General features: G+C 64.1%; 15 protein-coding genes. 10 read left to right on the top strand and 5 right to left on the bottom strand.

Annotated elements, in window-relative coordinates:
- The first annotated feature begins 2 nt into the window (after positions 1-2).
- From GWG67_RS07170 to GWG67_RS07150, 5 genes are all read left to right on the top strand, one after another.
- Positions 3-761, top strand: a complete 759-nt coding sequence (locus tag GWG67_RS07170; RefSeq protein ID WP_007597833.1) for an ATP-binding cassette domain-containing protein — start codon at positions 3-5, stop codon at positions 759-761.
- The gene (locus tag GWG67_RS07165) at positions 761-1,843 is read left to right on the top strand and encodes an ABC transporter permease (RefSeq protein WP_275168426.1); all 1,083 of its coding nucleotides are present in this window, start codon (positions 761-763) and stop codon (positions 1,841-1,843) included. The genes GWG67_RS07170 and GWG67_RS07165 overlap by 1 nt, the downstream gene beginning before the upstream one ends.
- A gap of 94 nt (positions 1,844-1,937) precedes the next feature.
- Positions 1,938-2,870, top strand: a complete 933-nt coding sequence (locus tag GWG67_RS07160) for a sugar-binding protein (protein ID WP_275168425.1) — start codon at positions 1,938-1,940, stop codon at positions 2,868-2,870.
- A 104-nt stretch (positions 2,871-2,974) separates the two neighbouring features.
- Positions 2,975-3,952, top strand: a complete 978-nt coding sequence (locus GWG67_RS07155; protein ID WP_275168424.1) for an aldo/keto reductase — start codon at positions 2,975-2,977, stop codon at positions 3,950-3,952.
- Between the two features lie 3 nt (positions 3,953-3,955).
- Entirely contained in the window at positions 3,956-4,804 is an 849-nt protein-coding gene (locus GWG67_RS07150) for an amidohydrolase (RefSeq protein WP_275168423.1), read from the top strand.
- A 19-nt stretch (positions 4,805-4,823) separates the two neighbouring features.
- Here the strand turns inward: GWG67_RS07150 and GWG67_RS07145 are convergent, their stop codons facing one another.
- Both GWG67_RS07145 and GWG67_RS07140 read right to left on the bottom strand, forming a co-directional pair.
- Positions 4,824-5,627, bottom strand: coding sequence for a RimK family alpha-L-glutamate ligase (locus tag GWG67_RS07145; RefSeq protein WP_275168422.1), 804 nt, complete (start codon positions 5,625-5,627; stop codon positions 4,824-4,826).
- A 105-nt stretch (positions 5,628-5,732) separates the two neighbouring features.
- Entirely contained in the window at positions 5,733-5,876 is a 144-nt protein-coding gene (locus tag GWG67_RS07140) for a hypothetical protein (RefSeq protein ID WP_275168421.1), read from the bottom strand.
- Positions 5,877-6,028: 152 nt separating this feature from the next.
- Between GWG67_RS07140 and GWG67_RS07135 the strand changes: the two genes are divergently transcribed.
- The 3 genes from GWG67_RS07135 to GWG67_RS07125 all read left to right on the top strand — a co-directional run bounded on the left by GWG67_RS07135 (position 6,029) and on the right by GWG67_RS07125 (position 9,077).
- Positions 6,029-6,802, top strand: coding sequence for a ferredoxin--NADP reductase (locus GWG67_RS07135; RefSeq protein ID WP_007597827.1), 774 nt, complete (start codon positions 6,029-6,031; stop codon positions 6,800-6,802).
- A 222-nt stretch (positions 6,803-7,024) separates the two neighbouring features.
- Positions 7,025-8,734 (top strand): FMN-binding glutamate synthase family protein, encoded by a 1,710-nt coding sequence (locus GWG67_RS07130; RefSeq protein ID WP_275168420.1) that lies wholly within the window; start codon positions 7,025-7,027, stop codon positions 8,732-8,734.
- Between the two features lie 100 nt (positions 8,735-8,834).
- On the top strand, positions 8,835-9,077 hold the full coding sequence (locus GWG67_RS07125) for a PilZ domain-containing protein (protein ID WP_027565868.1): 243 nt from the start codon (positions 8,835-8,837) through the stop codon (positions 9,075-9,077).
- A gap of 28 nt (positions 9,078-9,105) precedes the next feature.
- Here GWG67_RS07125 and GWG67_RS07120 read toward each other — a convergent pair whose 3' ends face one another.
- On the bottom strand, positions 9,106-10,401 hold the full coding sequence (locus tag GWG67_RS07120; RefSeq protein ID WP_275168419.1) for a hemolysin family protein: 1,296 nt from the start codon (positions 10,399-10,401) through the stop codon (positions 9,106-9,108).
- A gap of 242 nt (positions 10,402-10,643) precedes the next feature.
- On the opposite strand from GWG67_RS07120, the gene GWG67_RS07115 reads away from it, so the two are divergent.
- Positions 10,644-12,719 carry a methyl-accepting chemotaxis protein gene (locus tag GWG67_RS07115; RefSeq protein ID WP_275168418.1) on the top strand — a complete coding sequence of 692 codons (2,076 nt, stop codon included), beginning with the start codon at positions 10,644-10,646 and terminating at the stop codon, positions 12,717-12,719.
- Positions 12,720-12,836: 117 nt separating this feature from the next.
- Positions 12,837-13,568 (top strand): sulfite exporter TauE/SafE family protein, encoded by a 732-nt coding sequence (locus tag GWG67_RS07110; protein ID WP_275168417.1) that lies wholly within the window; start codon positions 12,837-12,839, stop codon positions 13,566-13,568.
- A 7-nt stretch (positions 13,569-13,575) separates the two neighbouring features.
- Here GWG67_RS07110 and GWG67_RS07105 read toward each other — a convergent pair whose 3' ends face one another.
- The gene (locus GWG67_RS07105; protein ID WP_275168416.1) at positions 13,576-15,555 is read right to left on the bottom strand and encodes a carbohydrate porin; all 1,980 of its coding nucleotides are present in this window, start codon (positions 15,553-15,555) and stop codon (positions 13,576-13,578) included.
- Positions 15,556-15,952: 397 nt separating this feature from the next.
- Positions 15,953-16,918 carry a DUF1194 domain-containing protein gene (locus GWG67_RS07100; RefSeq protein WP_275168415.1) on the bottom strand — a complete coding sequence of 322 codons (966 nt, stop codon included), beginning with the start codon at positions 16,916-16,918 and terminating at the stop codon, positions 15,953-15,955.
- Between the last annotated feature and the right edge of the window lie 135 nt (positions 16,919-17,053).

The following is a 17,053-nucleotide window of genomic DNA, read 5'->3' as shown; positions in this document are numbered from 1 at the left end:
TGATGACAAATGCACAAGCGACACCGGTCCTCGAGCTGACCGGCATCGGCAAGGAGTTCGGCGCGATCCGCGCGCTGCATGATGTCGACATGCAGGTCCTCCCCGGCGAGGTCGTCGGCCTGATGGGCGACAACGGCGCGGGCAAGTCGACGCTGGTCAAGATCATCGCCGGCAATTTCCGCCCCAGCCACGGCGAAATCCGCTTCGCCGGCAGCGCGGTTCATTTCAACCGGCCCGTCGATGCCCGCGGCGTCGGCATCGAGGTGGTCTATCAGGACCTTGCGCTGGCCGACAATCTCACCGCAGCGGCCAACGTCTTTCTCGGCCGCGAGCTGAAGCGCAGGATCGGGCCGTTCGCGTTGCTCGACCACAAGGCGATGGCCGCGCGTGCACTGGAGCTGTTCGGCGAGCTGCGCTCGGAGACGCGCCCCGACGATCTCGTCAAGCAGATGTCGGGCGGCCAGCGCCAGGCGGTTGCGATCGCGCGGACGCGGCTCTCCAACGCGAAGCTGGTCATGATGGACGAACCCACGGCCGCGATCTCGGTCCGCCAGGTCGAGCAGGTGCTCGGCCTGATCCACCGGCTGAAGGAGCAGGGCGTTGCCGTGATGCTGATCTCGCACCGCATGCCCGACGTGTTCGCGGTGTGCGATCGCGTGATCGTCATGCGCCGCGGCGAAAAGCGGGCCGACAAGCCCATCCACCAAACCTCTCCCGAGGAAGTCACCGCCCTGATCACCGGCGCGAAGGAGGCGGCGTGATGGCCATGCCCATGGAATCCCCGATCAGCTTCACCAATGTCGGCCGGATCAGATGGTGGCAGCGCGGCATCTTCGCGTCCCAGACCGGCTATGTCCTGCTCGCACTCGCCGTGCTGCTGGTGGTCATGCATTTCGCCAGCCCGTACTTCTTCACCGAAGGCAACATGCAGAATGTGGCGAAGAATTTCTCCTTCATCGCCATTGCCACCCTCGGCGTCACTTTCGTGATCATCACCGGCGGCATCGATCTGTCCGTAGGCTCCATGATGTGCTTCTCCGCCATGGTCACCTCGATGGTGATGACCGAGCTGTCGGCGCCCGGCTCGCCCGCGGGCTCCCTGTTCGTGCACATGGCGGCCGACGGCAAGACCGTGCTCGCCAATGTCCCCGGCCTGATCCTGCTGGTCTCGCTGCTCGCCGGCCTCGGCGTCGCGCTGCTCGCCGGCCTCGTCAACGGCTTCTGTATCGCGGTGCTCGGCCTGTCGCCGTTCGTCACCACGCTCGGCATGCTCTCGATCGTGCGCGGGCTCGGCTATGTCGTCTCCAACGGACGCGGCAGCTTTCCGGGCGGGCCGGATGCCGGTTATTTTTACGCGCTTACCTCGGGCGACGTGCTCGGCGTGCCCGTGCCGTTCATTTATCTGATCGTCCTCGCGCTGGCGATGGCCGTGGTGCTGCATCACAGCTCGTTCGGCCGTCACGTGTTCGCGCTCGGCGGCAACGAGAAGGCGGCCGAACTCACCGGCATCCCGGTCGTGCGGGTGAAGATCGAGGTCTATGTGATCTGCGCGCTCGCCGCAGGCCTCCAGGGCATCATCATCTCCGGCTGGCTCGGATCGGCGCCGGCCAACATGGCGACGTCCTACGAGCTCAACGTGATCGCTGCGGCCGTCATCGGCGGTGCCAATCTCGCCGGCGGCATCGGTGGTCCACTCGGCGCCATCGTCGGCTGCGTGCTGCTCGAGGTGATCCGCAACGGCCTCGTGCTCGCCCAGGTCAGCTCCTACTGGCAGCAGACGCTGGTGGGCGTGATCATCATCCTGGCCGTATTGGTCGACCGCATCCGCTCGCGGATGATCTGAAACGACGTCGTTCCGGGACGGCAACGAAAATGCCGCCTGTCCGCTTCCCGGACGATCTCAAGAGGACAGGCGCCAAAGAAGGGTGGAGGAGACGATGAGGAAATTTGTTCTTGCCGGAATCGCCGTCGCGATGATGGCTACCCCGGCGTTTGCCGCAAACTACCGGTTCGTGATCGTGCCCAAGGCGATGAACAATCCGTTCTTCGACTTCGCGCGAGACGGCTGCCTGAAGCGTGCCAAGGAACTCGGCAATATCGAGTGCATCTACAAGGGGCCGGTCGAGCACGAGCCGGCGACGCAGGCCCAGATCATCCAGGACTTCGTCACCCAGAAGGTCGACGGCCTCGCCATTTCGGTTGCCGACGTCGCGGCGATGACCAAGTCAATCGACGCGGCGACCGCCGCCGGCATCCCCGTCATCACCTTCGACGCCGATGCGCCCGGCGCCAAGCGCATCGCCTATATCGGCACCAACAACAAGGAGTTCGGCGTCGCCCTCGGCAAGCAGCTCCTGAAGCTGCGGCCCGACGGCGGCAAATACGCCATGGTCTCGGGCGGTCCCGGCGCCAAGAACCTCGCCGAACGCGTCGACGGCGTCCGGGAGGCGCTGAAGGGCTCGAAATGGACCGAGGTCGCGGGCTCTCCGACCTTCTGCAACGACGATCCCGCGCTGGCGGTTCAGCAGATGACTGACATGCGCACTGCGACGCCCGATCTCGCCGCGATCGTTCCCATCGGCGGCTGGCCGATGTTCGCCCCCGAAGGCTTCAAGGCCTTCGCGTCCAGGTACAAGAAGGATATCGATTCCGGCAAGTTCACGCTTGTCGTCGCCGATACGCTGAAAATGCAGCTCGAGCTGTTGCGCGATGGCTATGCCAATGCGCTGGTCGGCCAGCGTCCGTTCGAGATGGGCGAGAAGGCGATGGACACGCTGCTCGCCATCAAGAAAGGCGAGAAGGTGCCGGAGATCGTCTATACCGGCCTCGATCTCGTGACCAAGGACAACGTTGCGCAGATGTTGAAGTAGGAGCGTCGCCAGCCCCGCGCTCCTCGCGTGCCTCTCCCGCTTGCGCTTTTCGCAAGCGGGAGAGATGATTTTGGCTGTTGGGGAAGACTGTTGAGGCAATGGGAATGAAAAGGTCGCCGCTCGGCTCTCTCGATGTCACCTCACTCGGCCTCGGTTCCGCCCCGCTTGGCGGCTTGTTCACCCCCGTCAGCGATGCCGATGCGGAAGCGACGATCGCCCGCGCCTGGTCGCTCGGAATCCGCTTCTTCGATACCGCGCCGCTCTACGGCTTTGGTCTCGCGGAGCGACGCCTTGGCGCATTCCTGCGGCGACAGCCGCGTGATTCCTACGCCATCTCGACCAAGGTCGGCCGTCTGCTGCGCGCGCCCGATGGCACTGCCGTGGAGGACGAGCATTACAAGGGTACGTCGCGCGAGCGGCCGGTGTTCGATTTCAGTTATGACGGCGTGATGCGATCGGTGGAGGAAAGTCTGGTGCGGCTTGGGCTCGACCGCGTCGATGTCCTGCTCGTGCATGATCCCGACGATCATTACGACGACGCCGTCGCCGGCACCTTCCGCGCGCTCCAGCGCCTGCGCGCTGCCGGCACCGTCAAGGCGATCGGTGCCGGCATGAACCAGTCGGAAATGCTGGTCCGGTTTGCAGAGGCCGTTCCGGTCGACTGCTTCCTGCTCGCCGGCCGCTACACGCTGCTCGACCAGGGCGCGCTGGATGCGCTGTTCCCGGTCTGCGCCTCCAAGAACATCGGCATCCTGCTCGGCGGCATCTACAACAGCGGCATCCTGGCCAATCCCCACACGGGCGCGAAGTTCAATTATCAGGACGCCGATGCGGCACTCGTCGCTCGTGCGCTCGCGCTCGACGAACTCTGCCGCAAGCACGGCACCGAGCTGAAAGCCGCCGCGCTGCAGTTCTGCATGGCCCATCCGGCAGTCACGGTCGCGGTGATGGGCGCGCGCAACGCCGCGGAAGTTGCCGATAACATCGCGATGTCGGAGACGGCGGTGCCCGCGGCGTTCTGGCAGGAGCTGCGTGCGCGAAAATTCGTCGACGCCCGCGCGCCATTACCGGGCGGAGCGTAAGGCATGATCGTCGACGCTCATCAGCATTTCTGGGATCCCGCGCGGGCCGACTATCCCTGGATGGACGCGCCCGAGCTCACGCCGATCCGGCGTGCCTTCGGTCCGGCCGATCTCGCGCCGCTTTTGAGCGCGAACGGCATCGATGCGAGCATCCTGGTGCAGTGCCGCTCGGAGCTCGCGGAGACCGAGGAATTCTTGCGGATCGCGCATGCGACGCCCTCAGTGATCGGCGTCGTCGGCTGGGTTGATCTGACCGATGCTGCACTTGGCGAAACGCTGGAGCAGTTGCGCGCCTCGCCCGGCGGCGACAAGCTGGTCGGCATCCGCCACCAAGTTCATGACGAGGCCGACCCAGAGTGGTTGTTGCGCGAGGACGTCCAGCGCGGCCTCACGGCCGTGTTCGCGCACGATCTCGCCTACGATTTCCTGGTCCGCACCCGCGAGCTGCCGGCCGCGATCGCAACCGCACAAGCCTTCCCGCAGGCGCGCTTCGTGCTCGACCACGCAGCCAAGCCGCCGATCGCCGATGGCGGAAGCGACGAATGGTCCGAGCGCATCGCGGCTCTCGCGGCGTGCGGCAATGTCTGGTGCAAGGTCTCGGGGCTGGCGACGGAAGCGGTGTGGAGCGACTGGGATGCGGAACTGCTGTTTCCGTTCGTCGCGCACGCCGCGACATGCTTTGGCGAGGATCGCCTGATCTTCGGCTCGGATTGGCCGGTATGTTTGCTCGCGGGGAGCTATGGGGAGATCAAGAATGCGCTTGAGGCCTGCCTGATGAAGCTCGGGCCGCAGGTGCGGGAGAAGGCGTTCGGCGTGAATGCGAGAGCTGCGTATCGGCTGGCGATGAGTTGAAGTCGTCAGCGCGCGTCGCTCAGTGTTTGTCCCCAAACACCCGATTCAGCGCCGCATCGTACGTCGTCTGCACCAGCTCCGGATGCAGCTTCGCCAGCGTCTCCATCATCACGCCGGAATTGATCTCGAGCACGCGCCAGACGCCGTCGACGTGCACGAGGTCGATCGAGGCGAAGGTGATGCCGATGGCATTGGCGGCGTCGATGGCGAGCTTTGCGCAGGCTGTGCGAAGATCGCCGTCCTGCATCAGCACGGGCTTTGCACCCGCATCGAGATTGTGCCGCCAATCCGAGCCACGCTGCTTGCTGTAGACGACGAGTGGCACATCATCGAGCAGTACCACGCGAACTTCGTCCTCGATCACGACATAAGGCGAGAGCACGAGACCGGCGCTCATCGAAAAGGCTTCGCCAACCGCACGATCGAGCTCTGTTTCCGTCGTTACCCTGAAGACGGATCGTCCCGATGTCCCCTCGTTCGGCTTCACCACCACGCCTTGCGGATTGTCGTGAAGCAGCGCCAGCATTCCCTCTCGCCAGGCGACGCCGACAACCTTCTCGCCCAACTTGGGATTCAGGAACAGGCGATGGGGAATGCAGGGTACGCCCTCGAGGGCGAGCACCTCGGCGGTGGCCGATTTGTCGTTGGCTAGACGATGCGCGATGGCGCTGTTGAGGCCGACGTCGTAGCCGAACGCGAAGAGGCGCTGCTCGCCCCGGCGCATCGCGAGCAGCCAGCCATCGGCGCGGACATCGAGCGCGATGCCGTGGGTCGCGCAATAGCGCTTGATCGCCTGGACGAAGATCCGCTCGCCGCTCGCCATGTGTCTCAGTCGCCAGTCGCAGTCGCCAGTTCCAGTCGATGTTGTCGCCAAAAGCCGCAAAAATGCGGAAAACGGCGCCAGACCGGCGATAAATCAGAGCTATTCTTAATGAAATTCTCGCGAGCGCCACGGAAATTTAGTGCTGTATTCGAGCCCCGGATGGAAAAGAAATTGCCCTCCGCATGCGCCGGACAGCAGATCCATTAATGATGTGACCATTTCCGCCGCAAATGCCGGTTTGACCGGCATCAATTGCATCCGGAACGAGGTTGATTATTGGTCTCAATGGCGTAGATCACACACGCGAAATCCTCCGCCATGGCAATGGTGTCCGCTCCGCTTTCAGGGGCAGGGCAACGCTTTTTGCCCTAAAACCGCAATTATTCGGAATATCGAAAATCATGAGCGCGTTTTACCGAGAGAAGGTTCTTTCCGTCCAGCACTGGACCGACACCCTGTTCAGCTTTCGCGCCACCCGCGATTCCGGCTTCCGCTTCCAGAACGGCCAGTTCGCGATGATCGGCCTCGAGGTTGAGGGCCGCCCGCTGCTCCGCGCCTACAGCATGGCGAGCGCCAATCACGAGGAAGAGCTCGAGTTCTTCTCGATCAAGGTTCAGGACGGCCCGCTGACGTCGCGTCTCCAGAAGATCAAGGAAGGCGACACCATCCTGGTCGGCCGCAAGGCGACCGGCACGCTGATCACCGACAATCTCATTCCCGGCAAGCGGCTGATGCTGCTCTCGACCGGCACGGGCCTGGCGCCCTTCGCCAGCCTGATCAAGGATCCCGAGGTCTACGACCAGTTCGACAGCATCGTGCTGGTGCATGGCTGCCGTCAGGTCTCCGAGCTCGCCTATGGCGAGAAGCTCGTCGCCGGTCTTCGCGAGGACGAACTGTTCGGGGAGTTGCTCGCGGACAAGCTCATCTACTACCCGACCGTGACCCGCGAGCCGTTCAAGAACCGCGGTCGCATCACCGACCTCATCAGCTCCGAGCAGATCTTCAACGACATCGGCCAGGGTCCGCTCGACATCGCGACCGACCGCATCATGATGTGCGGCAGCCCTGCGATGCTCGAAGAGCTGAAACTGATGTTCGAGGGCCGCGACTTCGTCGAGGGCTCCGGTAACAAGCCCGGCCATTTCGTGATCGAAAAGGCGTTCGTCGAGCGGTAATCGCCGCGTTCTCTGGTCGTTCCGGCCTAGAGCGCAATTGCGCACGGGGGCCGGGATGACCGCGGTGAGTGTGGTCGTCGGCCCAGCCTCTGCTGCACCGCAAAAGCCCGCCCATCGGGCTGATTGATTTATCCCCGCCGAATTCGCTAGCGTGAAACAACCGCCGCGTCATATCCGTATGACAGGCGCGGGCGTATCGTACCGCCTCATGCTGGCGAGAGGATGGGAATCGTGGCCGACGAGCATAAGACGCAGGAATCGCCCAACGTATCGCCCAAACGACTGCCGCTGGCGGAAGAGGGGATCATGGAAACCCTGCTGCTGCCATTCTCCCCACGGTTCATCGTCCTGACGATCTGCGCGGTGGTCACCGCGCTGCTGATCGGCATCGGCATCGCCGACCGCAAGATCTTCGACATCCTGCTGATCCCGATCCTGATCTTCGGCGCCTTGACGCTGCTTGGCGTCCGCGACCTCATGCAGAAGGGCCACGCCGTTCTGCGCAACTACCCGATCTCGGCGCATATCCGTTTTTTGCTCGAAGAGATACGCCCGGAGATGCGGCAGTACTTCTTCGAGAGCGAGAAGGACGGCATGCCGTTCTCGCGCGACATCCGTGCGGTGGTCTATCAGCGCGCCAAGATGCAGCTCGACAAGCGTCCGTTCGGCACCCAGGAGGACGTCTACCGCCAGGGTTATGAGTGGATGCATCACTCGGTCTCGCCGAAGACGCATGCCGAGGAGAAATTCCGCGTCACCATCGGCGGTCCGGATTGCGCCAAGCCGTATTCGGCTTCGGTGTTCAACATCTCCGCGATGAGTTTTGGCGCGCTCAGCCCGAACGCCGTGCGCGCGCTGAACGCCGGCGCCAAGAAGGGCGGCTTCGCGCACGACACCGGCGAGGGCGGCTTCAGCCCCTATCACGCGGAGATGGGTGGCGACATCATCTGGGAGATCGGCTCGGGCTATTTCGGCTGCCGTCATCTCGACGGCGCCTTCGATCCCGAAGCCTTCGCGCGCGTCGCGAGCCAGGACCAGATCAAGATGGTCGAGCTCAAGATCAGTCAGGGCGCCAAGCCCGGTCATGGCGGCGTGCTGCCGGCGGCGAAAGTCTCGGAGGAGATTTCCAAGATCCGCGGGGTCGCCATGGGCGAGGATTGCATCTCGCCGGCCTCGCATCGCGCCTTCTCGACGCCTGTTGGCATGATGCAGTTCATCGGCGAGATGCGAAGGCTCTCCGGCGGCAAGCCGACCGGCTTCAAGCTGTGCATCGGCCATCCCTGGGAATTTTTGGCGATCTGCAAGGCGATGATCGAGACCGGCATCTATCCCGACTTCATCGTCGTCGACGGCAACGAGGGCGGCACCGGCGCCGCGCCGTTGGAGTTCATGGACCATCTGGGCATGCCGATGCGGGAGGGGGTCAGTTTCGTCCACAACGCGCTGATCGGCATCAACGCGCGCGACCGCATCAAGATCGGCGCCTCCGGCAAGATCGCGACCGCGTTCGACATGGCACGCGCCATGTCGATCGGCGCGGACTATTGCAATTCGGCACGCGGCTTCATGTTCTCGCTCGGCTGTATCCAGTCGCTGAGCTGCCACACCGACCGCTGCCCGACCGGCGTCGCGACCCAGGATCCGACGCGGGCGCGCGCGCTCTATGTGCCGCTCAAGATCGACCGCGTGCACAATTATCACCTTGCCACGCTGCACTCGCTGACCGAGCTCATCGCTGCGGCCGGTCTCGAACATCCGCAGCAGCTGCGCCCGATCCACTTCTCCCAACGCACCTCGACGACGGACGTGAAATCTTTCGCGCAGCTCTATCCGTCGCTGCGTCCGGGCGAGCTGCTCGAAGGCACCGAAGACCCGCGCTTCCGCGATGCCTGGCGTATGGCGCGGACGGAGACGTTCCAGCCGGCGCTGTAGGGCGCCGGTCCACTGGCAAAGCCGCAGGCCCCGCGCGTAAAGGCATCGCGATGTGGGCTGCGTTTAACGCCTGGTTCAACTTTGGGTGTAGATTGTCCCCATGGACGAGCGGCGCGACAAGGCAAGGCATCGCGTGCTGAAGGCCGGAACGATCGAGTTCGGCGGCGGCGGCGCGATCGACTGCACCATCCGCAACCTGTCCGATACCGGCGCCGCGCTCGACGTCAGCAGTCCCGTCGGCATCCCCGACCATTTCAGCCTGTTCGTCCAAGCCGATGGAAAACATCTCGCCTGCACTGTGATCTGGCGCAAGGAAAAGCGGATCGGCGTGAGGTTCGGGTGAGGGTCTAGCGCAACACGTCGCCGCTCGCTCACCCCGTCTCTACTTCGCTCCGCCGGCTCGCGAGAATCTTGTCGATCCTCCGCCCGTCGAGATCGACCACCTCGATGTGCCAGCCGCCGAAGTCGAAGGCGTCGCCGACACCGGGCAGCACGTTGAACTGTTGCAGCACCAGGCCGGCGACCGTGTTGTAACGGTGCGGCGGCAGTTCGATGCCGAGCAGCTCGCCGAATTCGTCGACCGGCATCCAGCCTGAGACCAGCAGCGAATCGTCCGCGCGCTTGACGTAGGCCGGTTCCGGCGGGCCTTCCTCGGAATGGAAGGCGCCGACGATCGATTCCAGAATGTCAGCCGTCGTCACGATGCCTTCGAAGGCGCCGTATTCGTCGTAGACGAGGCCGACATGCACCGGCGCAGCCTTCAGGATCGCCAGCACGTCGCGGGCATCGGCCGACGCGGGAATGCCGGGCGCCTCGCGAACTAGCACCCGCAAATCCGGCGTGCGCTCGTTCATGAAGGCGACCAGCAGGTCCTTGGCCTGAAGCACGCCAATCGGCTTGTCGCGGTCGCCGTCGGACACCGGAAAGCGTGAATGCGGGCTCTTGGCGATGGTCGCTTGAATGCTCTCCGGCGTATCGTTCAGGTCGATCTCGTTGACCTCCGTGCGCGGCGTCATGATCGCGCCGACCGGCCGGTCGCCGAGTCGCATCACGCCCGCGATCATCTCCTTCTCACCTGACTCGAGCACGCCCGCGCTTTCGGCTTCGCTGACTAGATGATGGATTTCGTCTTCCGACACCTTCTCTTCGGACTTGCCGCCATGGCCGAGCAACGTGAGGATCAGCTTGCCGGAGAGATCGAGCAGGAAGACCAGCGGCAGCGAGACCTTCGCAAGCACGTGCATCGCGGGTGCAACCCTGACCGCGATGCTCTCGGGGTCGCGCAGCGCCACCTGCTTCGGCACCAGCTCGCCGACGATCAGGGTGGCGTAGGTGATGAGCGTGACAACCAGGCCCACGCCGACGATGTCGGCAATTCCTGCGGACAGGCCGAGCTCGAGCAGCCATTGCGTCAGCCGCTGTCCGAGCGTCGCGCCCGAGAACGCGCCGGAGAGGACGCCGACCAGCGTGATCCCGATCTGCACCGTCGAGAGGAATTTGCCGGGATCGGCCGCGAGCGTCAGCGCCCGCTCGGCGCCCCGGACGCCCTTGGCGGCGAGCATCGACAGCCGGGCCGGACGTGACGAGACCACGGCCAGCTCGGACATGGACAGCAAGCCATTGATGACGATCAGGACGACGACGATAGCGAGTTCGGCCGAGAGCATTGATGTTCCGAGGTAAGGGAGTGTGGCGCGGATGGCAGCACAGGCATTGATATAGGTATTCGAGCAAAAAATGCCGATGATTCTGTCGCATCCGGCACCGCGAGGGAACCTCGGCGACGCCGTCCCGGAAGGTGCTCGAAGCCCAATACCCCGCGGAACTACGGGCATGCCGTTGCTTAACGGGCTCTTAGCGGCAACCGGCTAGGTTTTCGGCATTTGCAGGAATGTATTCGGGGGATCAGATGCGGATCGGGAAGCTCTTTGCGCTGTCGATGCTGACGGTGACGGTGTTTGCAGTCGTCCTTGGCGCCGAGGTGCTGATACCCCAGGCGCGTATCTTCGCGAACCGCTCCGACGCGATCAAGACGGTCGACGCCTTTGGTGCGACCCTGACGGTCAGTCAGCACATTGCTAGCCTTCGTGCCCCCTACATCTCCCCGATTTTCCAGGAGAACGCTGCGACGCAGGTCCAGATCGAAGCCGCCGCGAAGGCCGCGAAGGCGGCCGATGCCGCGTTCGAGGGGGCAAGGCGCGCCATCATGGTGCTGGATGATTCCGGAGCGATGATCGAAAACCTGGACCGTACCGCGCGGCGGCTCAAGGATATCACCACGGCGGCAGATCGCGCGATGAGCGTTCCGCTGGCGACACGCGACAGCGCTGCGACCAAGGGCTTCCTGCCGGGCGTTGCCGAGGTCATCGGCAATATCGAGCCGATCATGAACCGGCTCGAAGCGAAGGTCATCAATGCCGATTCCTCGCTTGCGGCGCTGTTGGGCCTGGCGCGAACGGCGCAGGATCTGCGCGTCTCGGCCGGCAGTCGCGCCGCCTCGCTGTCGCCGGCGCTGAGCGCACGCCGACCGCTCACGGCGGCTGAATTTTCGCTGATGGATAGGATGCAGGGACGTGTCGAGGCCGACCGCGAGCGCATCGAGGCCGGTATCGACCAGCTCGGAAGCCCGCCCCGCATCGCCACCGCGCTGAAGGCGGCGACGGATTCCTATTTCGGGAAAGCAGCCGCTGCCGTGGACAAGGAGATGCCTGCGGCACGTGGCGACGGCAAGTACGGCATCAACGCCGAAGAGCTGGCCACAGTCATTGTGCCCGCCATCCAGATGTTCTACGGCGTGCGCGATGCCGCGTTGGCGGAGGCTGCCGAGCGCGCCTCGGCCGCGCGCGACGGCGCGCTTGCGATGCTCGCGCTCGCGGGCGTGGCGGTGCTGGCGCTGCTGGGGACACTCGGTGGCGTGACCATGATGCTGCGCCGGCGCGTGGTGACGCCGCTGAGCCGGCTCGCGGACGTGATCGCAACGCTTGCCGCTGGGCAGCACGAGGTCGAGATTCCCGTGACGGGCCGCAATGACGAGATCAGCCAGGTGGCGGGCTCGCTCCAGCACTTCAAGGACTCGCTCTCCGCCAAGAAGGCCGCCGACGAGGCCGCCGCGGTCGAAGCCGAGGCGAAACTCCGGCGCAGCCAGCGCATGGACCAGATCGCGCGCGATTTCGAAGCGTTGATCGGCGACGTCATCAACACGGTGTCGTCGGCTTCGTCGGAGCTGGAAGTGTCGGCGGGAACGCTGACGAGCACCGCCGATCAATCGGAAAAGGTCACCGCGACCGTCGCGGCCGCCTCCGAGCAGGCCTCCACCAACGTGCAGACCGTTGCCGCGGCCGCGGAGGAAATGGCGTCCTCGGTCGACGAGATCGGCCGGCAGGTCCAGGATTCCGCGCGCGTGGCTAGCGAAGCGGTGCAGCAGGCAGCGCGGACCAACGACTATGTCGGCGAGCTCGCCAAGGCTGCCGGCCGGATCGGCGACGTGGTCGAGCTCATCAGCCAGATCGCGGGCCAGACCAATCTTCTTGCGCTCAATGCGACGATTGAGGCGGCGCGCGCCGGCGAGGCCGGGCGCGGCTTCGCCGTGGTCGCCTCCGAGGTCAAGGCGCTCGCCGAGCAGACCGCCAAGGCCACCGGCGAGATCAGCCAGCAGATCACGGGTATCCAGAGCGCGACGGAGGATTCGGTCGGCGCCATCAAGTCGATCGGCGACACGATCACCCGCATGTCGGAGATCGCATCGGCGATCGCCTCTGCGGTCGAGGAGCAGGGCGCAGCGACGCGGGAGATTTCCCGCAACGTGCAGCAGGCGGCACGCGGCACCCAACAGGTCTCCGCCAGCATCGTCGACGTGCAGCGCGGCGCGAGTCAGACCGGATCGGCCTCCTCCACCGTGCTCGCGTCCGCGAAGTCGCTGTCCGGCGAGAGCAGCCGTCTCAAGATCGAGGTCGGGAAATTTCTGGACGCGATCCGGGCCGCCTAAGAAGGTCATTGTGAAGGTAAGCGGCTTCACCTAGGCTCGCGCCACCGGGGATGTCGCAGCCTCCCCGTGAAGTGGTGATCCCACGCAAGCGCTGCTCGCTGATGTTTGGAGCGAGCAATGGACGGGATCACGATCGAGCTACCGCTTTTCCTGTTGGCCACCTTCGCCGGCGCGTTCGTCGCCGGCCTCTCCGGCTTTGCCTTCGGCCTCGTCGCGGCATCGCTGTGGCTTTACGTGCTGACGCCGCTTCAAAGCGCCAGCCTGATCGTCGGCTTCGGCCTCCTGGTGCAGGGCTACTCGGTCTGGAAGCTGCGCAGCGCGCTCGACTGGCGCCGGCTGTGGCCCTTCATGATCGGTGCCCTCCTGGGCGTGCCGTTCGGCGTGTCACTGCTGACCTCGGCCGATCCAAAGAGCGTCCGCATCGCGGTTGGGGCGATCCTGATTGTCTACAGCCTCTACGCGTTCTTCAGGCCGCAGCTCAAGGTCGCGACCATCGTGCCGCCGGCCGCCGACATGACGATCGGTTTCGTCAACGGCCTGCTCGGCGGCCTGACCGGCCTCGCCGGCATCATCATCACCATCTGGTGCAATCTGCGCGGCCTGCCCAAGGATGTTCAGCGCGCCACGTTCCAACCGGTCGCGGTCGTGGTGTTTGCCATTGCGGCGCTGCTGCTGGGCGCCAAAGGTTCGTTCACGCTGGAGACCGCAAAGCTGTTCGCGCTCGGCCTGCCGTTTCTCCTTGCGGGAACGTGGCTCGGGCTGAAACTGTTCGGCCGCATCGACGAGGCCACATTCCGCAAGATCGTGCTCGCGCTGCTGTTCGTCTCCGGCGTCGCGCTGTTGTTCTGAACCGCGCTCAGAACTCGCCGTGCAGCCGGCCGGAGAATACCGACACCGGGCCGCGGTCGGCGTTGTAGGCGGGGTTGACGATGAGCTGGTAGTCGGCGGTGAGGGTGAGACTCTTATTCAGCGCGTAGGCGTAATAGGTTTCGAGGATGCGCTCGCGGCGGTAGTTGAGCGCGCCATCGCCGATGAGAACGCCAAGGCCACCGGCAGCCAGGAAGTCGCGATAATCCTGCGAGATGGCGTTGACGGCGCCACCGACGCCGATCACGTCATCGGGCCGGCCCCATTTCGTGCCCTTGATCGACAATCCCGCGGACAGGCTGCGGTGAATGTCGGTGAAGGCTAGCGTCTCCGTCTTGCCGTCGTTCCAGCTCCAACGGCTGAACAGACCGACATCCTCGGTGATCGCCTGCTCGAGGTTGAGCACGTAGCCATACTTCAGACGGCCGCGCCGGGTCTGTGCGATGTCGAGGTTGAGCGCGGGATTGTCCAGCGTCTCGCGGAAGCTGCCCATGTTGGCGCTGTCGAGCCAGCCTATGGTCCTGAGCTTGCCGGGTTGGCCGAGCAGCGAGAAGCGCGTTTCGAGCTCGAGCACGTACTGGCCGCGCTCGCCGACCCTGGTGTCGAAATGATTCGAATTGGACTCGGCGACCATCAGGAAGTAGCCGCCGCGCAACGCCCACTGCTTCTGGTTCAGCTCGGCGGTGACGCCGTAGGTGAGGCCGACCTTGTCGGCGGAATAGTCGAAGGCGCCTGGCGCCCACAGCGACCAGTTCATGAAGTCCTTGCGGGTGTCCTTGGCGTAGGCGTTGCCGTCGAACACGTCGACCACCGGGAATTTGCCGGCCTGCACCGTGAGCCTGGATACGTCGACCTTCTGTCCGAGCTGCAACTGGCCGCTCGCAAGCTCTTCCTGCTCGCCGCCAAAGCCGAATGTCTGGCGCACGAACAGGCGCGATGTGTTGTAGTGCGGATAGGGGAAGTTCGACTTCTGCGCTTCGCCGTTGGGGAAACCGGCCGCGCCGACCGTGTCGTTCAATCCAAATCCCTGCAGCAGTTCGGGATTGTAATAGACCTCGCCGCCGTCCCAGAGCCGCGCGTTCAGGAACAGACTGTTGCTCCAGGTCGCCTTGGCCTGTCTTGATGGCGAGAGCGAATTCGGCCCGGTGTAGAGGGCGGGGAACGACGGGTAGCCTTGCGGCAGATACGTGCTCTGGCCGTGGATCTCCCAGCGATGCGATTCCGTGTCGATCAGCGAACCGATCCCGGAACTCTTGGGATTGTAGCTCGGCATGCCCGGCCAATCGACCTTGCGGTTGAGGCCGAGCCGGATCGACTGCAAGTCGAGCGATGAAGAATTGTATTGGGCGCCTGTGGAGAAGGCGACATTGGCGCCGTCGAAGCGGCTGTAGAGATATTCGACCCGTGCACTCCAATGCGGCGCGAAACCGTATTCGATGCCGCCACCCGCGATCCAGCCGGGCCTCGTGTTCAGGATTTTCGGGACTTCGCCTGCGGCCGGAGTGTCGAAATAGCGCTCGCCCATCCAAGCAAAGCCGCCGGTGGCGTAGACCAGCCAGGTACCGCTGGTGTAGCCGACGCGGCCGCGCAGGCTCGCGGTGTAGTCCCATTGCTGCGTGACGGTGTTGGCGGGTGTCGCGAGAAAGGAAACGATCGAGTTCGAGGTGATGTAGTTCGGAAACGAAAAATCGCCTTCGACGCCGACAAGCCAGCCGGAATTGAGCCGGTAATTGTAGCCGGCCTGCACGCCGCCGATCATGCCGCTGAAGACGCCGCTGTCGTTGATCCCGGTGCCGTCGTTCAGCGCAAAGCGCGACGAACCGAGGCTGTAGCCGGCATGCGCGCCGATATAGAGGCCGGTCCAGTCATAGACCGCCTTCAAGGCCGGTGCCTTCAGCGGCAGATCGGCCGCGCGGCCAGCGACGGGAAAAGCCAATACGCCCGAGGCAATCGCCGCGGCCGTTCGCAAATACCTGTAACGGTGACCCCTCAACGTCAAAACGCACGCCCCCAACGCGAATGTGTCCACCCGCCGCACTATCCCTGCCGATTCGCGGCGACCCTGTCATCAGGCTTGGATGCTCCGCGATCGAACGAGATGATCTCGATCCGGCGCGACTTCTTCCCAAGCCCCTGAGCTTGTTGTGAACCTTATTGCGATTAATTCGCAATAGCAACTGATGCGGATTGCCGCAGAGGATGGTTCCCACCTCGGTGTGACGGGACTGCAACATCGGTTTGACCGGGAGGCGAGAAATCTTGGCCTGGGAATAGGGGGCTGAGTCCTGGTTGGAGACATATCCAGGGCAGACAAATGCGAGAAGCCGGAAAGGTCGGCGGTCGCTTGCCGCCTAACGATCAGACTGCTAGCAGCCGCGGCAGATGCCCTTGATCTTCTTGTTGAGCATCGCGTCGTCCTTGCTCATTTGCTTGTCGAGGGAGGAGGCATCCTTGATGGGCGGACTGCTCGTATCCTTGCTTGCCGGAACGATCGTATTCCACCGCTCCTGCCAAAGCATCTCGCCGATCGTGCAGAGAACCCGCGGCTCCTTGTCGACAGACGGGGCAGTCGATCGTTTCGGAGTGAGGCCTGCGACCTCGAGCGCCAGCTTGGTCCGGATCGCCCCGTTGAAATTTTCGCGATCGATGATCGGCACGACAAAAGAGCCAGGTCCGCCGATGACGCAATCCTCGTAGTACCAGTCGATGTGCTCGATATGGCTGATATCGGTCGTCCCGTTCGGCGTCGCATTGATCAAGACCGGCAGGCCGGTGATGACGATGCCCTGCTGCAACGCTGCGTCGCGCGCTGTGGCGACTGGATCGCCCACGTTGTTGGGACCGTCGCCCGAAATGTCGATGATCTGGCGCGAGCCACGGTATGGGTTCTGCTCGAACAGCGGCATGGCGAACTTGATCGCGCTCGAAATCGACGTGCGCGACCCTCGGAGGATTGGTGCCTTCATCAGCTCGTCTGCGAAAGCGTTGGCCGCTTCCGGTCCGTCGATCTGTCGCCAGGGGACGACTATCTTCTGGTCGTTCGTGGCTGACCATTCGAAATAGCTCAGCGCGATCTTGCCGATTGGGCCGGCCCGCAACGCCTGAAGAAATTCCCGCGAGGCGATGGCCTTGGAAAAGCCGTCCCGTTGAGCTGCCAGGTCTTCCATTTCCATGGAGTAGGAAATATCGACCGCGATGACGAGTTCGACGTCCACGGCGGGCCGGCTGTCGCCCGGAGGCACTCCATGCGCCTGCGGCGCCGTCTCGGAAGATGCTTGCGTCGATGTCAGGATCGCAATCAGGATCGATCCAACCAAGACCCGCCAATTCACGCTCGCCCTCCAGCTACCCATTCACATTCTGACACGCGAAACGTGCAATCGGAAGGGCAGTCTGGGCCAAGCCGTAGCAGAGCGGTCCTGGCGCTAAAACGGTTGACCCCGCCCGGGGGGACATCCGGGCGGGGT

Source organism: Bradyrhizobium sp. CSS354, assembly GCF_029051725.1.
GTDB lineage: Bacteria > Pseudomonadota > Alphaproteobacteria > Rhizobiales > Xanthobacteraceae > Bradyrhizobium.
Note: the sequence above shows the minus strand (reverse complement) of the source record. Positions and strands in the feature narration are given on the sequence as shown.